Origin of the sequence: Rhizobium sp. CC1099, assembly GCF_029714385.1 — a bacterium.
Taxonomy (GTDB): domain Bacteria; phylum Pseudomonadota; class Alphaproteobacteria; order Rhizobiales; family Rhizobiaceae; genus Rhizobium.
Window position 1 is genome coordinate 764,595 of the sequence record NZ_CP121641.1, and the last position, 23,071, is coordinate 787,665.

24 protein-coding genes and 1 pseudogene are annotated in these 23,071 nt (G+C 62.0%); 15 read left to right on the plus strand and 10 right to left on the minus strand.

Annotated features, from left to right (window positions below):
* Positions 1–157: 157 nt before the first annotated feature.
* Complete coding sequence (locus QA644_RS03775) at positions 158–499, plus strand: nuclear transport factor 2 family protein (protein WP_239594984.1); 342 nt, start codon at positions 158–160, stop codon at positions 497–499.
* Between the two features lie 358 nt (positions 500–857).
* Here the strand turns inward: QA644_RS03775 and QA644_RS03780 are convergent, their stop codons facing one another.
* A complete protein-coding gene (locus tag QA644_RS03780; RefSeq protein ID WP_039844291.1) occupies positions 858–1,589 on the minus strand; it encodes a sulfite exporter TauE/SafE family protein in 732 nt (243 codons plus the stop codon).
* Positions 1,590–2,341: 752 nt separating this feature from the next.
* Between QA644_RS03780 and QA644_RS03785 the strand changes: the two genes are divergently transcribed.
* A complete protein-coding gene (locus QA644_RS03785; protein ID WP_022714476.1) occupies positions 2,342–2,491 on the plus strand; it encodes a hypothetical protein in 150 nt (49 codons plus the stop codon).
* 74 nt (positions 2,492–2,565) lie between these two features.
* Positions 2,566–2,886 (plus strand): DUF2613 domain-containing protein, encoded by a 321-nt coding sequence (locus QA644_RS03790; protein ID WP_039844293.1) that lies wholly within the window; start codon positions 2,566–2,568, stop codon positions 2,884–2,886.
* A 61-nt stretch (positions 2,887–2,947) separates the two neighbouring features.
* Here the strand turns inward: QA644_RS03790 and QA644_RS03795 are convergent, their stop codons facing one another.
* From QA644_RS03795 to QA644_RS03805, 3 genes are all read right to left on the minus strand, one after another.
* Positions 2,948–3,751 (minus strand): hypothetical protein, encoded by an 804-nt coding sequence (locus tag QA644_RS03795; RefSeq protein WP_283071148.1) that lies wholly within the window; start codon positions 3,749–3,751, stop codon positions 2,948–2,950.
* Entirely contained in the window at positions 3,748–5,049 is a 1,302-nt protein-coding gene (locus tag QA644_RS03800; RefSeq protein ID WP_074067022.1) for a hypothetical protein, read from the minus strand. Before QA644_RS03800 ends, QA644_RS03795 begins: the two co-directional genes overlap by 4 nt.
* Before the next feature lie 117 nt (positions 5,050–5,166).
* The gene (locus QA644_RS03805) at positions 5,167–5,496 is read right to left on the minus strand and encodes a hypothetical protein (RefSeq protein WP_194729224.1); all 330 of its coding nucleotides are present in this window, start codon (positions 5,494–5,496) and stop codon (positions 5,167–5,169) included.
* 211 nt (positions 5,497–5,707) lie between these two features.
* Here QA644_RS03805 and QA644_RS03810 point away from each other — a divergent pair, with 211 nt between their 5' ends.
* The 3 genes from QA644_RS03810 (at position 5,708) to QA644_RS03820 (ending at position 7,808) form a co-directional block, all read left to right on the plus strand.
* Positions 5,708–6,310, plus strand: coding sequence for a superoxide dismutase (locus tag QA644_RS03810; RefSeq protein ID WP_074067023.1), 603 nt, complete (start codon positions 5,708–5,710; stop codon positions 6,308–6,310).
* Between the two features lie 107 nt (positions 6,311–6,417).
* On the plus strand, positions 6,418–7,263 hold the full coding sequence (locus QA644_RS03815; protein ID WP_283071151.1) for a metallophosphoesterase: 846 nt from the start codon (positions 6,418–6,420) through the stop codon (positions 7,261–7,263).
* Between the two features lie 80 nt (positions 7,264–7,343).
* A complete protein-coding gene (locus QA644_RS03820) occupies positions 7,344–7,808 on the plus strand; it encodes a DUF1772 domain-containing protein (RefSeq protein WP_283071153.1) in 465 nt (154 codons plus the stop codon).
* Between the two features lie 63 nt (positions 7,809–7,871).
* Here QA644_RS03820 and QA644_RS03825 read toward each other — a convergent pair whose 3' ends face one another.
* Positions 7,872–8,573, minus strand: coding sequence for a YafY family protein (locus tag QA644_RS03825; RefSeq protein WP_074067025.1), 702 nt, complete (start codon positions 8,571–8,573; stop codon positions 7,872–7,874).
* 127 nt (positions 8,574–8,700) lie between these two features.
* Here QA644_RS03825 and QA644_RS03830 point away from each other — a divergent pair, with 127 nt between their 5' ends.
* The 4 genes and pseudogenes from QA644_RS03830 to QA644_RS03845 form a co-directional block, all read left to right on the plus strand.
* Positions 8,701–9,339, plus strand: a complete 639-nt coding sequence (locus QA644_RS03830; protein ID WP_194729227.1) for a LysE family translocator — start codon at positions 8,701–8,703, stop codon at positions 9,337–9,339.
* A 313-nt stretch (positions 9,340–9,652) separates the two neighbouring features.
* Complete coding sequence (locus QA644_RS03835) at positions 9,653–10,099, plus strand: cytochrome c (RefSeq protein ID WP_239594973.1); 447 nt, start codon at positions 9,653–9,655, stop codon at positions 10,097–10,099.
* Between the two features lie 102 nt (positions 10,100–10,201).
* The gene (locus QA644_RS03840; protein WP_283071155.1) at positions 10,202–11,116 is read left to right on the plus strand and encodes a cytochrome c; all 915 of its coding nucleotides are present in this window, start codon (positions 10,202–10,204) and stop codon (positions 11,114–11,116) included.
* Positions 11,117–11,361: 245 nt separating this feature from the next.
* Positions 11,362–11,556, plus strand: a pseudogene (locus tag QA644_RS03845) (toxin-antitoxin system HicB family antitoxin); the annotation flags it as partial.
* A gap of 3 nt (positions 11,557–11,559) precedes the next feature.
* Here the strand turns inward: QA644_RS03845 and QA644_RS03850 are convergent.
* A complete protein-coding gene (locus QA644_RS03850; protein WP_283071158.1) occupies positions 11,560–12,138 on the minus strand; it encodes a type 1 glutamine amidotransferase family protein in 579 nt (192 codons plus the stop codon).
* Between the two features lie 34 nt (positions 12,139–12,172).
* Positions 12,173–12,667 carry a GNAT family N-acetyltransferase gene (locus tag QA644_RS03855; protein WP_074067031.1) on the minus strand — a complete coding sequence of 165 codons (495 nt, stop codon included), beginning with the start codon at positions 12,665–12,667 and terminating at the stop codon, positions 12,173–12,175.
* A 298-nt stretch (positions 12,668–12,965) separates the two neighbouring features.
* Between QA644_RS03855 and QA644_RS03860 the strand changes: the two genes are divergently transcribed.
* The 4 genes from QA644_RS03860 (at position 12,966) to bla (ending at position 17,506) form a co-directional block, all read left to right on the plus strand.
* Positions 12,966–14,795 carry a phospholipase D-like domain-containing protein gene (locus QA644_RS03860; RefSeq protein ID WP_283071160.1) on the plus strand — a complete coding sequence of 610 codons (1,830 nt, stop codon included), beginning with the start codon at positions 12,966–12,968 and terminating at the stop codon, positions 14,793–14,795.
* Positions 14,796–15,281: 486 nt separating this feature from the next.
* A complete protein-coding gene (gene dmeR / locus QA644_RS03865) occupies positions 15,282–15,554 on the plus strand; it encodes a Ni(II)/Co(II)-sensing transcriptional repressor DmeR (RefSeq protein WP_074067034.1) in 273 nt (90 codons plus the stop codon).
* A 20-nt stretch (positions 15,555–15,574) separates the two neighbouring features.
* Positions 15,575–16,537: a CDF family Co(II)/Ni(II) efflux transporter DmeF gene (gene dmeF / locus QA644_RS03870; RefSeq protein WP_239594963.1), complete on the plus strand. Its 963-nt coding sequence runs from the start codon at positions 15,575–15,577 to the stop codon at positions 16,535–16,537.
* Between the two features lie 78 nt (positions 16,538–16,615).
* Entirely contained in the window at positions 16,616–17,506 is an 891-nt protein-coding gene (gene bla / locus QA644_RS03875; RefSeq protein WP_283071162.1) for a class A beta-lactamase, read from the plus strand.
* A gap of 69 nt (positions 17,507–17,575) precedes the next feature.
* Here the strand turns inward: bla and QA644_RS03880 are convergent, their stop codons facing one another.
* Together QA644_RS03880 and QA644_RS03885 are read right to left on the minus strand one after the other, a co-directional pair.
* Positions 17,576–17,869: a hypothetical protein gene (locus QA644_RS03880; RefSeq protein WP_283071164.1), complete on the minus strand. Its 294-nt coding sequence runs from the start codon at positions 17,867–17,869 to the stop codon at positions 17,576–17,578.
* Between the two features lie 314 nt (positions 17,870–18,183).
* Positions 18,184–20,523: a glucose/quinate/shikimate family membrane-bound PQQ-dependent dehydrogenase gene (locus QA644_RS03885; RefSeq protein WP_283071166.1), complete on the minus strand. Its 2,340-nt coding sequence runs from the start codon at positions 20,521–20,523 to the stop codon at positions 18,184–18,186.
* A gap of 480 nt (positions 20,524–21,003) precedes the next feature.
* Here QA644_RS03885 and QA644_RS03890 point away from each other — a divergent pair, with 480 nt between their 5' ends.
* A complete protein-coding gene (locus tag QA644_RS03890; RefSeq protein WP_283071168.1) occupies positions 21,004–21,507 on the plus strand; it encodes a GNAT family N-acetyltransferase in 504 nt (167 codons plus the stop codon).
* A gap of 22 nt (positions 21,508–21,529) precedes the next feature.
* Here the strand turns inward: QA644_RS03890 and QA644_RS03895 are convergent, their stop codons facing one another.
* On the minus strand, positions 21,530–23,032 hold the full coding sequence (locus tag QA644_RS03895) for a protein adenylyltransferase SelO (RefSeq protein ID WP_283071169.1): 1,503 nt from the start codon (positions 23,030–23,032) through the stop codon (positions 21,530–21,532).
* Between the last annotated feature and the right edge of the window lie 39 nt (positions 23,033–23,071).

Consider the following 23,071-nt stretch of genomic DNA (forward strand, 5'->3'; position numbering starts at 1 on the left):
TCTATGGGTACCGGTTTGGAAGAAGCGGAAACTTACGCCCCGCCGGCTACGGTGCCAAGGACGGATCGGGCTTGAACCGTCCGGCAATTTGCGTTTCGCCCTATTTCTTGTTATAAACTGATTGCAATTTGCAATCGGATTTCAAAGGAGAGCGGCAATGACCGCAACGTCCCGCGAAGACACCGTGCGGGGCCTTTACAAAGCCTATGTCGAAGGCCGTAAGGGTATCGTCGGCGGCATGCTGAGCGAGGATTTCACCTTCTCGAGCCCGCGTGACGATCATATCGACCGCAACACCTATTTCGACCGCTGCTGGCCGGAACCGCCGTTCTTTCGCGGCATGGAGATCGAATTCCTGGCGATCGACGGCGACGAGGCCGTCGTCCGCTACCGCGCCGAAAAAGCTGACGGCACCGCCTTCCGTAACATGGAGGCGCTGCGCTTCAAGGACGGCAAGCTTGCGTCGGTGGAGGTCTATTTCGGGCGTGAGGTTGTCTGACCGCATTTGCCTTGGTCAAGGTGGGCTGGGCAGTCGGCAGCCTCGTGTTGCACAACAGGCAACGCGGCCTAAACTGATGGGTTGGATCGGCCCTCAGCGGCAATGTTTTCTTCAGAGCTCTCCGGTGCCCGGAAGCAGGTTGTATCTGCGGTGGCAAGATATGGCCGTGATAATCAACATCGCCTGACTGGTAGCGCCGCGTTGTCAGCCCGAGCCAGGCGCCAACTGAACGCAAAGTTCGGAGGTTTTCTAGCATTGATCGAGGTTTATTTCGGCAACAGCGACCCATAGAATCTTAGGGCTCGCGCTAAAATCGGAAGTGCCGACCGTCGTGTAGTTGATCATGCGCCATTCGTCCCTAGAAAAACCGGATCGCCGACGTCGAGATGATGACGAGCGAGACGGCGATCATCAAGGGCCTCACCGGCAGGCGCTTGACGAGCATCGCGCCGAGCGGCGCGGCGATCACGCCGCCAACGATGAGGCCGACAGCCGAACGCAGTTCCGACCAGCCGAGCGTCAGAACGAAGGTAAGCGAGATGGTGAGCGTCACCGCGAATTCCGTAAGGCTGGTAGAGCCGATTACCTTCTTCGGATCGTGCCCGCGACTGACCAGCGTGCTGGTGACGATCGGCCCCCAACCGCCGCCGCCGATCGCATCGAGCACGCCGCCGCATAGCCCGGCCGGCGGCACGATCCAGTCCTTGACGTCGCGCGGCCAGTGCGGCTGGAATGCCTTGAAGAGGATGACGAGGCCGATGGCGATCAGATAGGCCGAAACGAAGGGCTCGATCGCCTTGCCTTCGACATTGGCGAGGATATAGGCTCCGACCGCCCCGCCGATCATCCCTGCCGGCGCAAGACGCGCCACGAGTTTCCAGTCGACATTGCGGTGATAGACATGCGATGCGCCTGATGCTGCGGTCGTGAAGATCTCCGCCACATGTGTCATCGCGCTGGCATTGGCGACCGGCACGCCAAGCGCCAGCAGGCTCGTCGTCGAAAGCACCCCGAACGCCATGCCGAGCGCGCCATCGACGATTTGCGCGCAGAAACCGACCAGCACGAAAAAGAAGAAATCAAGCGTCATTGAACTCCCCGAACTGGCGGCTTCGCAAGGGAACACGCAAAAGGCGAGAAAAGTTCCTTTCGCAATGTCCGGCAATTGCTTGCTTCAGGCGCCAAGTTTCGCGCGATAACGCCTTTGGAGCAACGGAAGAATCGTATGTGGCTGAAGCGTTCGAAGCGTTCAACTAGCGCTGGCAGGGCCAGGAAGGCGGCCAGTAAAGACCGCTCTTCCTGACGGATCTTTGCGGCCTGGGCCTGCCGCAGGGCGATCCCGCCTCCACGGCCACCGAAGGCAACGGCTACGTCTTCGAAAGGGTCATGCGCGAAACCGGCCAAGAGGGCTCGGTCTTCAGTAAGCGCATCGCTCTTTACAAGCGCGACTGCTTCATTCTCAAAGCCAAAAGAAGCTCGCCGGCCCTCAGGATGCGCCGACGCTGCTGCGGCATCGCTTGAGGCCTCTGCCGCAGTCGCAAAAGCACTTGGCACGAGGGCGGGCAGCATTGGCGGCGGGTAACTGACGACGTGATGACCCGTCGCGCTGATTGCGGGTTCATCCCCGAGGGTTTCACCAGACCAAAGCTGCAATAGTTGCAGAAAATAGAAGGAAGAGGCTCTCTTTCACGCCGCGAGATGAGTTGCCTTGGCGCATGGATTCGACTTGTGGCATTTTGCTACAATATTTTGCGCTTAACCATATCGCTTAGGCTTTCGTTCATCCTCCCGCATCAGTTTGCGCCCCGGTGGCTGGGAACCAACCATTGAGGATCGGAAGCTATGACCCATGCACTCGTGCTTTTCTCGGCCGTAACCGCGATCGTCGTATCGATATCGGCGATCGGCAGTCAGCCGGCGCCGAACAATTCGAAATGGCCGGAAATCCATCCGGCGAAGACCTCGCGCGTTCTGCCCGCGCCTGAGCGTTGATGAACGGGCAGTTCATTATCGGTTCAGGACCGCACGGCTAAATCTCGCTTCGGCTGGATTTATGGAGACTCGCAATGAAGATTATCTCGCTGGCAGCAGCGCTCGTTATCGGAGGCCTTTCGGCAGTTTCCGCCGAAGCGATGCCGATGGCGCCGGCGCGTGCCGATACCGCCGCCCCGTCTGCGATCACGAAAGTCGATTATGCCTGCGGGCCCGGATGGCGCCTGAACCGCTGGGGCGAATGCCGCCCGCGCTTCCACCGTCCGCCGCCGCCGCGCTACTGGCATCGCCCGTCGCCACGTTGGGGCTGGGGCTGGGAGCGCCCGCGCCATCGACGCGACCGCGACTGGGGCCGCTACGACCGTTATGACCGCTACGAGCGCAGCAGCTTTTGAGCGGCGCAGCGATCGGTAGACGCTGAGATTGACGAAGCCGGGACGAAATGTCGCCCCGGCTTTATTTTGCTTTCCGGGTTGCCACCTTCTCCGGCGTCGTCGCTAGCGCGAATTTCTTGATTTCCTCCGGCGTCAGATAGTAGAGCCGGTCGGGTGGCGTCTCCATCGCATGCAGCCAGAGGCCGGGCTTGATGCCCATGTCGCCGAGATGGCGGGTGACGCCGGCGGTCGTGCGCTGCGCCTCCGACATGGCGCGCTCCGGCGAAAGCTTCTCCTTCGAGCCGTTGAAGACCTGATGCACGCCGATGACGGCGCCGTCCTCGGCCTCGCGGGTCACGCCGCCGGCCATGATGATCGGGCAGGACGAGGCGCAGAGCGCGCCGCTTGCCACCCTGGTACCGATCTTCCGTTCGCGAATGAGCTTCGACATCGCCAGCGCATCGCCGACGGCGCCGCCCGGCGAATCCAAAGAAACGGTCTTCACATATTCGCCGCGCGCCGCAATCTCCTGTTCGAAGCGGGCGGCAGCGCCGAGCTCGATTGCCCCCTGCGCCAGAAGCACACCGCCCGGCTGTAGCTCGAAACGGATCGGCTGCTTGAGCAGCTCGATGCTGGTCGTGATCTCGGAAGGTGGCGCCTGCGGTCCACCCTCCGTCAGCGCCGGCGGCAGCACCGGCATGGTCTCCGGCTGTGCCGGATCGAAGCCCGGCAGCTCGGCGTTGGCGGCGCTGATCTCGCGCCAGTCGATAACCGCAAGCACGATCGTAGCGGCAAGCAGGGCGTGGAAGGCGTGCCGTATCAGCGTGCCGTCCTCTGTGGAAAGCACGTAATCCTTCAGCCGCTGCCCTGCCGTTTCCAGCCTCATACAGGCGGCCCCTTCCTCGGTCCCTTGCCGGAGAGATCGAAGCTCGCAATGTTCGATTGGTCCGGCGTTTCCGTTTTCTCTGCCTGAGTGAGCGCGGCTTCGAGATCGACGCCGCGCTGCTGGACGGCCCGCTGCACCTCCAGCGCCTGCAGAAGCTCCGCCGCGGTGATCCGCTCGGCAAACGGCAGGCGCTGTTCCTGGCGCCGCAGCGTCGAGTGGACGATCGACAGCATGAAGACCAGCACCGCCGGCAGGATATCGATCGAGATTGCGCCGGCCCAGCTCGGGATGAAGTCGGAAGCATAGCGCAACACCGCTTCGGCAGAGGAGAGGGGCACGAACCGCCGCTCGGCGACCGGTTCGCGCGAAAGGATCTGGTCGGCTGCCTGCGACAGCACCTTGGATTGCGCCGCAACCGAGGAGCGGATCGTCTCCATGACCTGATCCTGCCGGTTGGCGAGATCGACCTCGCGGCCGTCGGCGACGGGGGCGATGAAGCCGAGCGAAAGGTCTTCGGCCGCACGCTTCACCGAAGGGGCGATGGATGTCTGCTCCAGCGAGGTGATGACGCCGGAAAGCCCGACGGCTTCGGCGGCGAATTGGTCGGCGCGCGGATCGATCGCGCCGGGGGCCGAAACCAGTGTACGCATCGTTTCCAGGTGCTTGCGGCCCTCGTCGAAGAGCGAGGTGACCCGTTCGCGAGAGGCATTGATGCCGTTTTCGAGCTCCGTCAGCTGCGAGGCCATCTGCGAGAGAAGCTGCACGACGCTGCCTGCGCCGGTCGTGCCCGTCAGCGCGCCGGTTTCCCGCTCCTGGTCGGCCAGCCGCTCGAAGCGCTCCTGCGTGCGCTGGATGTCCGGCAGCAGGCTCTGGGCCGCAAGCGCGTTCTGATGCGCCTTGTCGAGGTCGGCGGTGTAATCCTCCAGCGTCTCGGCAAGATGCTGTTCGAGTGCGGCCGATCCTGCAAGGGCAGCCGCATTCAGCCAGCTCGACATGGCGATGATCATCGCGCAGCCGAGCGCCATGACGCCGAGCATCGCGCCGCGTCCTGCCGCACCCGTCACATGCGGATAGAAGCGCGCCATATAGGTCCAGAAGGCATAGATCGCCACCGAAACCGCGCTGGAATAGATGAGGGCGGCGAAGAACACGGCCGTTGCCGAACCGTCGAGGATGCTGCGCACGCCGAGATAGGTGTAGACGCCCGACGCGAGCGCCAGAACGGCGAGCGCGAAACGCGTCATTGTTTCGACGGCGTCGATGCCGTCCTGCAGGCGATGGGATGCGCCGAGCGCCATGGCTTTCCTCCCGGTGGTATTCTCTTAAGAAACCATTAAAATCCCGGCGAAAACAAGGCCCGCAAAAGCAGCGGATCGCTTACGCCGCAGGAGGTATGCCCGGGCAGGCGCCGCACCTTACTCTTCCGGCAGCAGGTTGAGCGTCTGCGTGTCCAGTTCGCTGCCGATTTCCGCGCCTTTCGATTGCTTGTCGTAGACACAGATATGGGTGACGAAGCCGTTGGCGCCTTTCGGCCTGCCGGTGACCAGCGCCAGCCCATAATGCGCGCTGCCGATCGGATCGACGACGGCCCTTGCATCCGCGATGGATCCGGCCGCCGCTTGCCTGCACTTGGCCTCCACATCCGCGGCAAATTCCTTCCATGCCTCGTCGGAGGAGGCAAGTGCACTACCTGCCGTCATAAAAAGGAGGATCGTTGCGTAAAGGCGGATATTATTCCTCTGCATCTTGGTTTCCTTGGGCGTGGTGTCTGCCGCAAGCGCGGTTATATGCCGATGATGGGCGATTTTTGTCACCGAAGCCAGGCCTGCAGGCGAGGCAAATTTTCCTCGCAGGCGGTCGATTTTTGATGTTTCCACCGTTGCCTCCCTACGTTTCCGCTCCTATGTTCCGCCTCACCTGCCGATCCCGCAATCTTTTGCCAAGAGGAGATCTACAATGGCTTTCGAATTGCCCGCACTCCCGTACGACTACGAAGCTCTCGCACCTTTCATGTCGAAGGAGACGCTGGAGTTCCACCACGACAAGCACCACAAGGCTTACGTCGACAACGGCAACAAGCTGGCGGCTGAAGCGGGCCTGGCCGATCTCTCGCTCGAAGAGGTCGTGAAGAAGTCCTTCGGCACCAATGCCGGCCTCTTCAACAACGCGGCCCAGCACTACAACCACGTCCATTTCTGGAAGTGGATGAAGAAGGGCGGCGGCGGCAACAAGCTGCCGGGCAAGCTGGAAGCGGCGTTCAGCTCCGACCTAGGCGGCTATGACAAGTTCAAGGCCGATTTCGCCAATGCCGGCGCCACGCAGTTCGGCTCGGGCTGGGCCTGGGTTTCCGTCAAGAACGGCAAGCTCGAAATCTCCAAGACCCCGAACGGTGAAAACCCGCTCGTGCACGGCGCCACCCCGATCCTCGGCGTCGATGTCTGGGAGCATTCCTACTACATCGACTACCGCAACGCCCGCCCGAAGTACCTGGAAGCCTTCATCGACAGCCTGATCAACTGGGACTACGTCCTGGAGCGCTACGAAGCCGCCACTAAGTAAGCGGTCTATTGCGTTGAAATCCAGCACCCGGCGCCTTGAAACGCCGGGTGTTTTCGTTTCCGCTCCCTGTCACGGCCCTGTCATCCGACGCTCCTAAAGCAACCGCCATGCCTTCCTCGGACACTCTCCTTTTCCGCTTCGGCATCATTGCCGACCCGCAATATGCAGCGATCGCGCCGAATGCCGCGATGGACCGCTATTATGCCAACAGCCTCGCGAAGCTCGCCGAAGCGATCGAGGTTTTCAACGGCGAGGAGCTGAGCTTCGTGATGACGCTCGGCGATCTCATCGACGGGATTTGGGAGAGCTTCGACGATATCCTGCCGGTCTACGAAAAGCTCCGCCACGAAAACCTCTTCCTGCTCGGCAATCACGATTTCGCGGTCCCGGCGGAGCATCTTGCCTCTGTTTCCGCGCGCGTCGGTCTGCCGTCGCCCTATTACGCCTTCTCGTGCCGTGGCTGGCGTTTCGTCGTTTTGAACGGCAACGAAGTCAGCACGTCCGCGCCGCCGGAAGGGCATCCATACCGCGAACTCGCAGCCGAGCGTCTGGCGGCGTTGGCGGCAACGGGCGCGATCAACGCCCATCGCTGGAATGCATCACTGAGCGACGGGCAGTTCGCATGGCTTGCGGCCCAACTGGATGCGGCAGAAGCCGCCCGCGAGCGTGTAATCGTGATGAACCACTATCCCGTCTATCCGCCGAACGAGCACGACATGTGGGATCGGGAACGCATCATCGATCTCATCTCCGGCCATGACAACGCCGTTGCCTATTTCTGCGGCCACAACCACGTCGGCAACTACGGCAAGACCGGCGGCTGCCACTTCGTCAATTTCAAGGGGATGGTCGACACCGAAACGGAAAACACCTTCGCCATCGTCGAGGTCTTCGAAGGCCGCCTCGAAATCCGCGGTTTCGGCCGCGAGGAAAGCCGCACGCTGGCGCTGTAGAGCCGCCATCGTTATCCCCCGGATGGAACCGATGCTGCTCCTGAAAAGTTAGGCATGAGACCCTTCAGGAGGCCATACAGATGTTCCAGGCTCTTGAAATACTGACTGTTCTCATCGTCGCCGTCGCGATGGCACTGGCCCTTGCCCATGCGCTTGAGCTGCCGGGCAAGATGCGGCTTTCGAAGGAGCAGTACCTTGCCGTGCAGCCCATCTATTATCCCGGCTTTACCTTCGGCGGCGTCGCCGCGCCGCTCGGCCTGATCATGATCCTGGCGCTGATCGTGCTGACGCCCCCCTTCAGCGGCACCTATTGGCTGACCGCCGGCGCTTTCGTGGCGCTGCTCGCCATGCATGCGATCTATTGGATCGTGACGCATCCGGTAAACAATTTCTGGCTTAAGGAAAATCAGCCGGAAGGAGCCGGGAAACGCTTTTTCGGCTTCAGGTCCCATGGGGACGCCGAAGCGCGCCGGACTGGACCGTCCTGCGCGACCGCTGGGAGCGCTCCCACCTTCTGCGCGCCGTCTTCGGCCTGGTCAGCCTGATCCTGCTCGTCGCCGCCGTCGCCGCCTGACACATCGCCGGGCAGAGCCCTGCCGTGTTCAGCGTTAGGATGAGACGGCAAGCGGTCTTTCCGCCCAGCCGTTCATCCATTCTTCGCGCAACCCGTCGCCTTCGCCCCGGAAGAAGGCGCCGGCCGCTTCGCAATGCTCGACGCGGTCGCTGCGGAAATTGCGGATGGCCTGGCGCAGTTCGCACCAGCCGACGATATTGGCGTAGTGTGAATAGTAGATCAGCGCGATCGGGCGGATGGTGCGCTCGGTGGCGCGGCCCAGTTCGTCGCGGTAGTTAAGCGCCAGCTTCTGCTCGTCGCGGATCGCCCGGCGCACCATGCCGAGATCAAAGCCCGCAGGCGGCTGCGCGACGGTGCCCCAGGCAAAGAGCGCCTTGTTCTCCATCGCCTGGCGCAGCGGTACCGGCACCGCGCCTGCGATCTTCTGGTTCACCCGCTTTGCCGCCTGCTTCAGCTCCGCGTCGCCGGTGCGCTCCAAAAGCGCCAGCGACAACACGATCGCCTCCAACTCCTCGATAGAAAACATCAGCGGCGGCAGGTCGAAGCCGGGGCGCATGATATAGCCGATGCCGCGCCCGCCCTCGATCGGTACGTGCATCGCCTGCAGTGCGGCGATATCGCGATAGATGGAGCGCACCGTCACTTCCAGCGCGTCCGCCATCGCCTGCGCCGTCACCGGTTTCTTTGCCAACCGCAGGATCTGGATGATCTCGAAAAGGCGTGACGCCTTGCGCATTTTGCCGGTTTCCTCCAAGGCTCCTGACAATACACTGTCAGTTGGGCTTTGGTATAGCACTGCCTATCGAATTGAAATCAAAGGCGGTCCGCCAAAATGGCCGCCGGCTCGAAGGCAGACAACTGACATGACTTATACGGAAAACCTCTGGCTCTACTTCACCCTTCTCTTCGGCATCATCATCGTGCCGGGCATGGACATGCTCTTCGTGCTCGCCAATTCCCTGACCGGCGGCAGGAGCCGCGGTATGGCGGCAACGGCAGGCATCATGGCGGGCGGCGCGGTGCATTCGCTCTATGGCGCAATCGGCGTTGGCATCCTCGCGAGCCTGCTTCCTTCGCTCTTCAACCCGCTGCTTTTCCTGGGCGCTGCCTACATGATCTGGATCGGCTTCACGCTGATCCGCAGCTCGATCACGGTGGATACGGTCGGCGAGGGGAGCCTGCGCTCCGGCTGGCGCGCCTTCCGGCAGGGCGCGATCACCTGCCTCATCAATCCGAAGGCCTACCTCTTCATGCTCGCCGTCTATCCGCAGTTCCTCAAACCCGTCTACGGGCCGATCTGGCTGCAGGGCCTTATCATGGGCGCCATGACGCTCGCGACCCAATTCGCGATCTACGGCGCAGTGGCGCTCACCGCCTCGCGAAGCCGAACGCTGCTGATCTCCAATCCCGGCGCTACCATCATCGTCGGCCGCGCCGCCGGAGCACTGCTGATCGCCGTCTCGCTGCTGACTGCCTGGCATGGCTGGAAGGCGGTGGCATAGTGCGAGGAGAAGATAGGTAGCGAGACTTGACCGAGCGCATCTTATTCCTGTGCCTGTCACGGAAATCCAGCCACGGCGCGGACACGCCATGAATGACCCCTCCTTCTTAAAACGAGTCTCCCGCGCCATGGACATGGTGCTGCTGGAACCCTGCGACAGGCACAGGGATGAGGATTGCGGGTGCATTACCATTTTGAATTCCTTGTCATATCACCCACTTGTTACTTCGCGCCCCGTATAAATTTGCCATCATGCGGCCGCGAATATCAGGCGCCGGGCTCGGAGAGACCTCGGTATCGAGAGGAGTGGACATATGAATTTCAAAACAGTTGCGGCGGCTGTGCTCGTTGCCGGCATGGGGGTGACGGCGGTCTTCGCGCAGCAGGAGGGCACGCATGAAGCGCGCAAAGCGCTGATGAAGAAGGTCGGCGGCTCGGCCGGCGCCATGACGGCAATCGCCAAGGGCGAGAAGCCCTATGATGCCGAGGTGGTGAAGGCAGCGCTGACGACGATCTCTCAAACCGCCAAGGTCTTCCCCGACCAGTTCAAGCCGGGCACGGAAACCGGCGACAAGGCGGCGAGCCCGAAGATCTGGGAAAACATGGATGACTTCAAGGCGCGCGCCGCAAAGCTGAGTAGCGACGCCGAGAAGATCCTCGCGCAGCTTCCAGCCGACGCTGCCGGTGTCGGCGGCGCGTTGAAAACGCTCGGTGCCAATTGCGGCGGCTGTCATGAGAATTACCGCATAAAGACGGATTAAGCGCTCGCCGTCCCCATCCGAATCCATCGGTTCGCGCCTGCCTTGCCGGAGGTGTGGACCGGTTTATCTTAGACCGTTGCAGTCGCTGAAAAGGGGAGCAGCATGGTCCGCAGGTTCATCCGGTTTGTGCTCTGTCTTGTCGGCATTGTCGCCCTCGGCGGTGCGGCCTTTTATTTCGTCACCGCGCCGAACCCGGTGCCGGAAAGCCATTGGGCCAATCTCGGCACGCCGGATGTGACGAACGGCGAAACGGTGTTCTGGGCGGGCGGCTGCGTCGGCTGTCATGCCGCTCCCGGTTCCGAAGGCGATGCCAAGCTCACGCTATCCGGCGGTCTTGCGCTGAAGAGCCCCTTCGGCACTTTCCATGTTCCGAATATCTCGCCGGACGAGAAGGCGGGCATCGGCTCCTGGACGCTGGCCGAATTCGGCAATGCCATGAAGCGCGGCATCACCCCCGGCGGCCAGCACCTCTACCCGTCCTTCCCCTATGGCTCCTATGCGCGCATGAGCGACAAGGACGTCAACGATCTTTTCGGCTACATCAAGACGTTGCCCAAGAGCGGCAATGTCGCGCCGCCGCACCAACTGCCGTTCCCCTATGATATCCGGCTCGCACTTGGCGGCTGGAAGCTCCTCTATTTCAACGACGCGCCCCGTATCGTGCTCGCCAACGCCGACGACAAGCTGAAGCGCGGCCGGTATCTCGTCGAGGGCCCGGGCCATTGCGGCGAATGCCATACGCCGCGTGACGCGCTCGGCGGCTTCGAGCCCGATATGTGGCTCGCAGGCGCTCCGAATCCGGAAGGCCGTGGTCGTATCCCGAACATCACCCCGGGTTCCAAGGACATCAGTTCCTGGAGCGAGGCCGATATCACCAACTACCTCGAAACCGGCTTTACCCCGGACTTCGACACCGCCGGCGGCTCGATGGCCGAGGTCCAGAGGAGTCTCGCGCATCTGCCGAAAAGCGATCTCGAGGCGATCGCCGCGTATTTGAAGGCGGTGCCGAGCCGATGATGCTTGCAAAACGTGATAGCATCTCGTCATGCCAGTATGAACGATCGGCAGCGCAAGACCGTGGAAGCGATCTTTCGTGACCTGGTACCTGGCACGATCGCGCGTTGGGGATGCCGAGAGCATGCCTATCGCAGTCGGATGCGTGGTCATCGAAGGCAACGGTTCGCGCGCGTCCGCTTCGAGAAAGACGGTCAGTGGCATCCGGCGAAGGAGGCGAAGCGCGATCAGATCAAGGACGCATGCCGGCCGTTAACGACTATATCGAAACCTGCCGCAAGCTGGGCAGGAAACCGCATAAGTCATATTCCGGCAAAACGATGTTCCGCGTCGATCCCGAGATCCATGCCCGCGCGGCCACGGCCGCGGAGCTTGCCGGCAAGAGCCTCAACCAATGGGCGGAAGTGATACTGTCGAGAGCGGCCGGAAAGCCGGCCGCCTGAGCCTCACGCAGCCTTCGGCTGGTGCTCTGCGCCAAACATCAAAAGATACTGGTCGAGATCCTCGTTGCGGAAGTCGAGCGCCCGGTAGATTTCGGCGGCAAAGGTGGTCGGGGCGGAACCGGGGGCGGTGACCAGCATCCCGTCGCGCACCGCCGCCGGCGCGTCCTTGTAATGCGCATGCCCGGAATAGCCGGGCAGGTCGGCGATGAAACGCAAGGCATTGCTGGTATGCGCCGCATTGTTCAGCGCGCCCGCCTTGGCAAGCGCCAGCGTTGCGCCGCAGATCCCCGCAACCAGTTTGCCGCGGGCCATGAAATCGGCGATGACGGGCTTTAGATCCGGCGCCTTCTCGGTCTCCCAGATCATGCCGCCGCAAAGCACCAGACCGTCGAACGCCTCCGCCCGCAGCGCTTCGGCCGCCGTATCGGGCGTGACGCGCAGGCCGCCCATGGACCGCACCTCAGCGCCACCGGGCGCCGCCGTCACCACGTCGAAGCCGAATTCGGTGCGGGCGGAAGCCGTCAGCTGCCCGACCTCCCAGTCCGCGAAAGCCTCCGTCAGAACCACAGCAAGCCGTATCATTTGTCTCTCCCTCGTCCGTTGGAGCGGCAGGCGCTCAAGCCAGCGCTTGCATATAGCGCATGCCGGTGACCGGGCGAGGGGTGAAGTCCATATGCTGATAGAAACGGTGTGCCTGGATGTTTCCGGTCGCCGCACTCACCGAAAGGTAATCGCAGCCGGCATTCCTCGCGGTTTCGCGGGCGCGGTTGACGAGGTGCTGGCCGATGCCGTGGCCGCGATGGCCGTCGCGCACGAAGAGGTGGTGCAGGTCCATGCCACGCTTGCCTTCCTGCGCCCTGTAGAGCGGCACCAGGATGGCGTAACCGATCAGCCCGTCGCCGGTTTCGGCCACTAGCGCTGTGATCCATGGAACCGGGCCGAAAAGGTCGCGTTCCAACTGCTCGGACGTGGTGATCGCCGCATCGCCGTGATGGGCGGCAAGCAGGGCGATCATCTCGTTGAGTGCCGGCAGGTCCCGCGGTTTTGCCGTGCGGATCGTCACCACCGGGGGGCGGATCAATGAAATTTCGCTGTCTTCGATTGCAATCATGGCCTTCGCGTCCTTGTTTGGTATTCTGCCGTCAGGACGCTGCCGATTACAACAAAGCCGCCTGACGGCGGCTTGTTGACAATATGATCTGTCCGGCCGCCCTTTACAGGTACAGCCAAAAATACGTGCTGGTGATGTGCGCGTTGTTGATCATGCGCGATAGATTCTCCAGAACGCGCGATTTGTCAATGGGGCGTCATCATCCGTGGATACTATCTGTTAAGTTGCGTAGTGTGGCGCTGCAGCCTTATGTAGAAAATCCCATAATTCCAGACGAACGCTTTTACGGAGGGGCATCATGCGTTTCGTTTCCAAGGAAGTTGAAGGATATCGCATTTTCGCGGTCACGGGCGTCAACACCGTCTCGTTTGCCGTCGACTACCAAAATGCCGATACGAAAGGCCTGCTCGGTTTCGCGGTCGAGCGTTACGACCCCACGGAAAACCAGCGCTATTTCGTCTATGGCATGAAGGTCTTCGCAAGCGTCATCCCGCAGCCGGACGAGAAAACGGTCGTTACGACCTACGATCACCCGGTGCAAAGTTTCGTCTGGGACGACTTCACGGCAAAGCCGGACCGCCGATACGAATATTTCTTCTATCCGCTGAAAGGCAAGCCGAAGAACATCGACCGCAGCGCGCCGCCGGTGAAGATCGTGGTCAGGACTGAGCCGCTCTTTACGGAGCTTGAGCACGATATCTTCTTCAACCGCGGCGTTGCCAGCAGCCAGGCCTATCAACGCCGCTTCGGCAACGAAAAGCCTGACGATCTGCAGCCGGCAGAGAAGCGTCTTGAAGCGTTGCAATGGCTGAGCCGCGACCTCGACGAGGCGCTTTTCAGGTTCATCGATCAGGCGCAGGCCGGCGACACGCTCCTCGGATGCTTCTACGAATTCCGCTATCTGCCGGTCGCCGAGCGCCTGAAGGCCGCCATCGATCGCGGCGTCGTGGTAAAGCTCATCCTCGACGCGAAGATCAACGAACACACCGACGGCAAGGGCAAGTTCCATCCGAGCTTTCCGCGCGAGGACAATAAGGCTATGGTCAAAGACGCCGGGCTTCCGGCGACGGCGATTGTCCGCTGGCGGGAAAACAATCCGAACAATATCCAGCACAACAAGTTCATGGTCCTGCTGAAAGGTGCTGCGCAGAAGCCGGCAGAAGTCTGGACAGGATCGACCAACATGTCGCCGGGCGGCATCCACGGGCAGACGAATGTCGGCCATTGGGTGCGCAATGCGGATGTTGCTGCGGCCTTTGAGTCTTACTGGAAGACGCTCGAAAACGATCCGGGCGCAGTTGAGGGAGAAACGAGAGCCATATCCGATGCCAAGCGAAAGGCCTATCGCGACGCCGTGATGGGGCTGGCGCCGATTCCGGCGGACTGGGAGAATATTGCGAAAGGCGTATCGAGCGTCTTCAGTCCGCGGTCAGGAAGCAAGGTGCTCGACATGTATGTCGACGCGCTCGATTCCTCCACCGATTACGGCGGCATCACGCTTGCGTTCGGCATCGGCAAGAAATTCAAGACGGCGCTGGTCGACAACACGGAAGCCGAGATGCCGCAGCGCCCCGTGATCTTCCTGCTCTTGGAAAAGCAGGACAGGCCCAATCCCCGTGCCAGCGATCCATTCGTGCCGCTGAATGCGAAGCACAACGTCTATCAGGCCTGGGGATCGTTCCTGCGCGATCCGGTCTACCAGTGGACGCGGGAAACCAATGCCCGGGCGCTCGGGCTCAACCAGCATGTGGCTTACGTCCACTCGAAATTTCTGCTGAAGGACCCGCTCGGCGCCGACCCGATCGTCGTGTCCGGTTCGGCGAATTTTTCAGAAGCTTCGACCAACGACAACGACGAGAATATGCTGCTGATCCGCGGCAGCGAACGCGTGGCCGACATCTACTTCACCGAGTTCAACCGGCTCTTCAACCACTATTATTTCCGCTCGATCCAGGAGGTCATGGCGGGGCGGAGCGATGGCCAAGCGAATGCCTCGGCCGATACCAGTGCAAGCCTCTTCCTGGACGAGAGCGAGACCCAGGAGTGGCTGAAGAAATACAAGCCCGGCACGCTGCGCTGGAAGCGCGTGCAGGTGTTCACCAAGATGGCGGGTGCAAAGACGTTGTAGCGTTCCGGAACGGACAGAACATTCTATGCGATGCTTTACAGCCCAAGCGGCGGGCTCATCAAGCCGGTGGATGGGGGACGCAAGGAAAACCGCACCCCATGACCGCCCTCGTCTTTCGAGGCTGCGCCCTGCGGGCTTGCATCTCAGGATAAGGGCTGATCGCCGGCGCCCGCGGCACGGCCCTCATCCTGAGGTGCCCGAAGGCGAAGCCGCAGGGCCTCGAAGGATCACCTCCTCGCACGCCGCCTTGGCGGTATGGATCCGCTGAATGCGTGCCTTTTGCCACCAGCGCCCATCTCATACTCTCCTCATTCCTGTTCCTGCAGCAAGGACAGGAATGAGGGCGGGAAGGATGGGGAAGCGCCAGTCAGCAACGCGGTCTTTGCCGTTCCGCCCGTCGAACATCACATGGAAAGCCAAAGATACGCTTCCCTTTCGCGGTTGCCGCATATACTATAGACCCCTATACTAAAATGGTAGCAGCCCTTGTCGCACACCACCCGTCAGAAGAAAAAGCTCATCGCCCGCGTCAGCCGCCTCAAGGGCCAGCTGGAAGCCGTCGAGCGCGCTCTGGAGGCCGAGCGCCCCTGTGGTGACATCCTGCAGCTGCTGGCCTCGATCCGCGGCGCGCTGAACGGGCTGACCGGCGAGGTGCTGGAGGATCAGCTACACGAGCACGTGCTGCATGCGGCCGACGAGAAGGCCCGCGCCGAGGCGGTCGAGGAAATTTCGCAAGTGCTGCGGACCTACATCCGCTGAAGAGATCGAAGGAGCGCGCGATGAGCACACAAACGCTAGAACACGACCATGTCTTCCTGGGTGCTGGCCACGAGCGCAACGAGCGCCGCGTCTGGTTCGTGATCGCGCTGACGGCGGTGATGATGGTCGTGGAAATCGGCGCCGGCACAATATTCGGCTCCATGGCGCTCGTCGCCGACGGCTGGCACATGTCGACGCATGCCAGTGCGCTTCTGATCTCAGCCGTTGCCTATCTCTATGCCCGCAAGCAGGCCCGCAATCCGCGCTTTACCTTCGGCACCGGCAAGCTAGGCGATCTGGCGGGTTTCGCAAGCGCCATCATTCTTGCCATGATCGCGCTGCTGATGGCCTGGGAGAGCGTCTTGCGCATCGCCAATCCGGTACCCATCAGCTTCACCCAGGCGATCGGCGTTGCCGTCATCGGCCTTGCCGTCAATCTCGTCAGCGCCTGGCTGTTGAAGGATAGCGGCCATCACCACGGGCACGGTCCCCATCATCACCACGGCGATCATGCGCATCACGATCACGGCGACCGTCCCCACCACGGCGGGACCATCGACAACAACATGCGCGCCGCCTACACCCATGTTCTCGCCGATGCGCTGACCTCGGTGCTCGCGATTGCGGCCCTTTCCTTCGGCAGCCTTTACGGCTGGCTCTGGCTCGATCCGCTGATGGGCATCGTCGGCGGCCTCATCATCGCGCAATGGTCCTGGGGCCTGATGAAGTCCTCCGGCCGCGTGCTGCTCGATGCGATCGCGGACGGCGAGGAGCTGCCAGGCGAAATCCGCAAGGTGATCGAAACCGGCAGCGACCGCATCACGGACCTGCATGTCTGGCAGCTCGGCCCCGGCCATCACGCCGCGATCGTCGCCGTCGCGACGTCCGAGCCGCGCGAGCCTGCTTTCTACAAGGCGAAGCTCGAAAGCCTGGACGAGCTCTCGCACGTGACCGTCGAGGTCACGCAATTGCAGGCGGCCTGACGATGCCGCAAAGGCGACGACAAGGCGCCACAATCGCGGCCTAGCTCTTTGGCTTGTTGATTCAGCCGGAGTGATTTCATGAATGACTTTTCAATCCATCGCCGCACGATCTTGAAGACCGCGATGCTCTTTCCCGCACTTTCCCTTGCCTCGTTCGCCCGCGCCTCCGAAACCGATGACGACATTGAGCGCCGGTTGGCGGAGCTTGAAAAGCGCACCGGCGGCAGGCTGGGCGTTTCCGTCATCGACACCGAAACAAAAGTCACGCTCGGCTATCGCGAAACCGAACGCTTCCCCATGTGCAGCACCTTCAAGGTGCTCGCCTCGGCCATGGTGCTTTCGCGCGTCGACAAGGGCGAGGAGAATCTCGAGCGTCGCGTGATCTATGACCAGGACAAGCTTGTCTCCTATTCGCCGGAAACGGAAAAACACGTCGGCGGGGAGGGGATGAGCGTCGGCGACCTTTGCAAGGCGGCAATTACGCTGAGCGACAATACCGCCGGCAACCTGTTGCTTGAAAGCGTCGGAGGCCCGAAGGCGCTCACCAAATGGCTTCGCTCGATCGGCGACCGCGCGACCCGCCTCGATCGCTGGGAGACGGCGCTGAACGAAGGCAAGAAAGGCGATCCGCGCGACACGACGACCCCGGACGCGATGCTCGACACGCTCGGCAACCTCGCGCTCGGCTCGGTGCTGTCCGAGCCCTCACGCGAAAAGCTGATCGAATGGATGCTGGCGAACACCACCGGCGATGCACGTCTTCGCGCCGGTCTGCCGGGAGCCTGGAAGGTGGGCGACAAGACCGGCACTGGCGACAATGGCACCGCTGCAGACATCGCCATCATCTGGCCGAAGGGCCGCGGCCCGATCCTCGTGACGGCCTATATCGCCGAGGCGACGGCGCCGGTGAAGGAGTTAAACCTCGTCTTTGCCGAAGTCGCGAAGATCGTCGCGGGCATGGCGCGATAATCAGCAAATTCAAAAGCATGCGGCGGAGATATGAATCTCCCCCGCATCGTCTTGAATCATTTTGCGAACTTAGGCGGTCTGTTCGCCTTGGGTGTCGGCCGCCTGAGACCCGGAAGCGGTGCCCTCGGTATCGTCTCGGTGATGCCGGGAAGCTCGTTTGATCGCCTCGGCAATCTGCTTTTCGCTTGCGTCGCGTTCCTCAGGCTGTGTGGCGGCAAGGTCATCCTCGCGTATACCGGGTTCCTTGAAAACGCGCTTGCGGATAATCGCGTCCGGCGTCTTGCTGGCATAGTCGTGCAACCCGTCCACCAACTCGGCATGGTGTTTCTTGGGCGGCGAGATCGGCTTCGGTTTCCTCGGCAATCGTCGTGTCTCCCGGCGGGCTGCATCGCCCACATGGCGCTGGAAATGGAAGGCCCTGTATAGCTCAGCTGCAGTCAACCGCCGCTCTCGCTTGGCGCGCTGCTCTCCGGCGAGGTTATTGGGACTGAAAAGGCTTCAAATGTTTCCCCCGATCTCCATGAAAAGACTCCCTTAAAGATTGCAGGCAGACCATGGGCGACAATACATGCGCAAGGCTTTTGCTTCCATTTCAGGTCGTGCTTGAGGAGGCGGCGTTTAAATTTTGCGGCTTGAAGTGGAGGCCGCATTATAGCGGCGCCCAACCCCGGTAACGCCTACGGCAGCGTATAAGCGATCACGTAATCGCCGGGCTTCGTCCCCACCGACCCATGCCCGCCGGCAACCATGACGACATATTGCTTGTTGTCGCTGGCCGTATAGGTCATCGGCGTTGCCTGACCGCCGGCTGGGAGACGCGCTTGCCAGAGCTGGTTGCCGTTGGTGGCGTCGTAGGCGCGCAGGTAGTTGTCGACGGCAGCGCCGAGGAAGGCGAGGCCGCCCTTGGTGAGTATCGGCCCGCCGATACCCGGCACGCCGACCTTGAAGGGTAGCGGCAGCGGCGTCATGTCATGCACGGTGCCGTTCTTGTGCATATAGGCGATCTTGCCGGTCCGGAGATCGACGCCCGCGACATAGCCCCATGGCGGCGCCTGGCAGGGGATTTGGAGCGGGCCGAGGAGCGGTCCCATGAACACGCCGTAGGGCGCCCCGTCATTGCGGTTCAGGCCCTGCTCGCTGCCCTTTTCGTCCTGTCCGCGCGGGGGAATCTCGGCGGCCGGAACGAGCCTCGAGGTGAAGGCGAGATAAGTCGGCATGCCGAACATGATCTGCCGCTCCGGATCGACCGCGACGCTGCCCCAGTTGAAGGTGCCGAAATTGCCCGGATAGACGATCGTTCCCTCCACCGAAGGTGGCGTATAGCGGCCCTCGTATTTGTAGCGGTGAAAGGCGATGCGACAGGCGAGCTGATCGATGAGCGTGATCCCCCACATGTCCTTTTCCTTCAGCGGATCGGGCGAGAAGCTGAGGTCGGAGATCGGCTGCGTGGGCGCCGTATGGTCCTCGGGGATCGCGCCGCCCGGCGCCGGGATTTCCTTGAAGGGAATGATCGCCTCGCCGTTGCGCCGGTCGAGCACGTAGATGTCGCCCTGCTTCGTCGGGGCGACGAGAGCCGGAACGACGCTGCCGTCCGGCTTCGTCATGTCGAAGAGCACGGGCTGCGCCGGCACGTCCATATCCCAGAGGTCGTGGTGGACGAACTGCTGCACCCATTTCAGCTGGCCCGTATTGATGTCGAGCGCCACGACGGAGGAGGAGAACTTTTCGACATTGGCGCTTCGGTTCATGCCGAGCTGGTCCGGCACCTGGTTGCCGAGCGGGATATAGACGGAGCCAAGCCCTTCATCGACACTGAAGACGGACCAGCTGTTCGGCGAGTTGGTGACGTAGGTCTGGCCTTCGGGCAGGGGTGCGGTCTGATCCGGATTGCCGGAATCCCAGTTCCAGAGAAGCGCGCCGGTGTTGATGTCGAAGGCGCGGATGACGCCGGATTGCTCCTGGGTCGAATAGTTGTCGTTGACGGCCCCGCCGATGATAAGCTTGCCGGCGACCGCGACCGGCGGCGAGGTGGAGTAATAATAGCCGGCCGGGTTGTATTTCATGCCGGTCTCCAGATGCAGCACGCCCTTGTCGGCAAAGCTTTCGCAGATTTTGCCGTCGGCTGCATCGAGCGTGATCAGCCGCGCATCGGACGTCGGAAGATAGACCCGTGCGGCGCAGGGCTGGCCGGCCGCGACGGCCGGATCGGCATAGTATGTCACGCCGCGGCAGGTCTGGTGCTGCCGGTCCGGGTTCATGCCGGAATTGGCGTCGTATTTCCATTTCTCCTTCCCGGTCTTGGCGTCGAGCGCGATCGCCCAGTTGTGCGGTGTGCAGAGATAGAGCGTGTCGGCGACTTTGAGCGGCGTCACCTGATAGGTCGTCTCGCCGATATCGTCAGGCCGCTTTACGTCGCCGGTCTGGTACTCCCAGGCGACCTTCAAATCCTTCACATTGTCCTTGTTGATCTGGTCGAGCGGCGAATAGCGCTGGCCGAAAGGCGTGCGGCCATATTGATGCCACTCGCCGTCCGGCACATTGCCGCCGAAGGGCGGCGCGGCCGCCACGACCTCGTTGGGAAGATCGCCGGCAAGATCATGCGGATCGGTCGTCATCGAATAACCGGCAACGAGAATGGAGATGATCACCGGCACGGCGAGCGGCCAGGGATTGGCAGGGTAGGGAAGGCCGCTCGGGCTCGAAAACCCGAGCGGCCTTCGGATCCACGGCGTCAATAGCCAAAGCCCGAGCAGAATGATCAAGCCGCCGCGCGGCCCGAGCTGCCACCAGTCGAACCCGGCTTCCCACACCGCCCAGATGAGCGCCACGGCGACCAGCACCGCATAGACCCAGAGCGCCATGGCCTTGCGCATGAAAAGCAGCGCTGCGGTGATGAGGAACATCAACCCTGCAAACAAATAGAAGACGCTGCCGCCGAGCGTCACGAGCCACAGCCCGCCGCCGCTAAGAACCAGTCCGATGACAAGAAAAAGGATGGAAGTAATGACGATCGCCATAAAGCCGGTCTCCCGCTAAGGTGAGCTGGGCATGGTGGGATGGGGACAATTCCGCCGAATCAGCGACTTAGGGCGAAGGGGCTGTCGTTCAATGGTCACATTTGGCGCAGGGAGGCATGGATGGACGGCGGTATCGCCTCGCATGCAACGCTCCTCGTAGTCCCCGATTCCCTTCGTCCTCCATCATCCCTTTGCTTGTCAGAGAGATCCAAGAGATCCAGCAGCGCCATGTCCCTGGCGCCTGAGACTCCTTCTTGTGAGCTGGTCATGTCACGGCGCAGACGCGCTGTGGCTGGATTCTTGTGACAAGCATAGAAATGAGAAAAAGTGAGGAACACTCACGTTTTTCGAAAAGCGCCTGTAGTACCCGCTCCTTGGCCTCCGTGAAGCTGAAGCAATCGCAAAACCCCGGCTTCCCGCTCGCAAGAAACACGCAGCCGTGGTATGCAACCGCATCATCGGATACAGGGGGATTATGCGATGATTTCTGTTTCCAGGGCGATTGGTGCGGCGGATTTTGAGATTGCCGCGGGATTCTGCGATGCGCTCGCGGCCTGGGATGCGGCCGAGGTGCAGGCCTATGGCGTCGCTGCGGAAGAAGTGCTGGCCATTTACCACGGCGAAACGAGCAGCAGCCTGGCCGCGAAATACAGTTCGGCGGACGCCATGATGTTCATCGCCAGATGGGAGGGCTCGCCCGCGGGATGCCTGGCCTTTGCTCCATTCGATGACGTAACCATGGAGATTCGCAAGTTCTACGTCGATCCCGAATTCCGCGGCAAGGGCGTCGGCAGTGCGCTGATGCGAGTGGTCCTGGCTGAAGTTGAAAAAGGCGATCGCCGCGCAATCGTGGCTCACACGACGGTTTATATGGAGAACGCGATCTCGGTCTACGAAGCTTTCGACTTCACGCGCTGCCCGCCGTTCCGCCAGATGCCGGACAGCATCGCGCATACCGAAGTCTTCATGTCGCGGCCGATCTGAACAGGCGCCGCGCAGAGACATATCACGTCCCGCAAAACGTCTTTAGCACCCGCTCTTCCGGCTTCGGCGGCTCCATGTAGGCTGCAAACATCGGCTGGTCGTCGTAGGGCTTGGAAAGAACCGTCAGCAGCGCCTCGAAGAGCGAGAAGTCGCCGTCCTCGGTCGCGGCAACGATCGCCTGCTCGATGCGGTGATTGCGCGGGATGAAGGCCGGGTTGACCTTGCGCATCGCCTCCGCGCGTTCGGCCGGTGATTGCAGATCGCGCGACAGCCGCTCGCGCCAGCGTGCCAGCCATTCGCCGCAGGCCTCCGGCTCGCGGAAGCTCGCGGTAAAGGCTGTCACCGCCGCATCGTCGCCGGCAAGCGCGCAAAGCCGCCGGAAGGCCAGCGTGAAATCCGCCTTTCCGTCCTGCATCAGCGCCAGCAGCGACTGGATCAGGTCCAGATCGCCGTCCTCTTCCGAGACGAGCCCAATCTTGCGGCGCATGCCGGAAAGCCAATGTGCCTGGAACCGCTTGCCATAGTCCGTAATGACCTCGTTGGCGCGCTCGACGGCCTTGTCCTGATCCGAATCGATCAGCGGCAGCAGCGTCTCGCCGAGGCGCGCAAGGTTCCACTGGCCGATGCCGGGCTGGTTGGCATAGGCATAGCGACCGTGATGGTCGATCGAGGAGAAGACGGTTGCCGGATCATATGCATCCATAAAGGCGCACGGCCCGAAGTCGATCGTCTCGCCGGAGACCGACATGTTGTCGGTATTCATCACGCCGTGGATGAAGCCGACATGCAACCAGCGGGCGATCAGCGCCGCCTGCCGCTCGCAGACCGCTTGGTAGAGCGCAAGATATGGGTTTTCGGCAGCCTTCAGCTCTGGATAGTGCCGTTCGATCACATAGTCGGCGAGCGCCTTGATGCCTTCGGCATCGCCGCGGGCCGCGAAGAACTGGAAGGTGCCGACGCGGATATGGCTTCCCGCAACGCGGGTGAAGACCGCACCCGGCAGCACCTCTTCGCGATAGACGGGCTGGCCGGTGGAAACTGCGGCGAGCGCCCGTGTCGCCGGGATACCGAGGGCATACATCGCCTCGCTGACGATATATTCGCGAAGCACCGGCCCGAGTGCTGCACGCCCGTCGCCGCGGCGTGAGAACGGTGTCTGTCCCGCGCCCTTCAACTGGATGTCCTGCCGCTTGCCGTTCCGGTCGATCACCTCGCCGAGCAGGATCGCGCGGCCGTCGCCGAGCAGCGGCACGAAGCCGCCGAACTGGTGCCCGGCATAGGCCATGGCCAGCGGTTCGGCGCCTTCCGGCAGGAGATTGCCGGAAAAGATCGCGGCACCCTCGCGCCTCAGCAAATCCACATCGAGGCCCAGTTGGGCGGCGAGTTCCTCGTTCAGCTTGATCAGCCAGGGCTCCGCCGCCTGCGACGGCTCCTGCCGCGCAAAGAAGTGCTGCGGCAACCGGGCATAGCTGTTGTCGAACGGAAAGGCGCACACAGGCGCAGCTTTTTCAAGAACAGAGGTCATAGGCCATAGGTAGGGCCGCGCCGCTGCGCATGCAAGCCG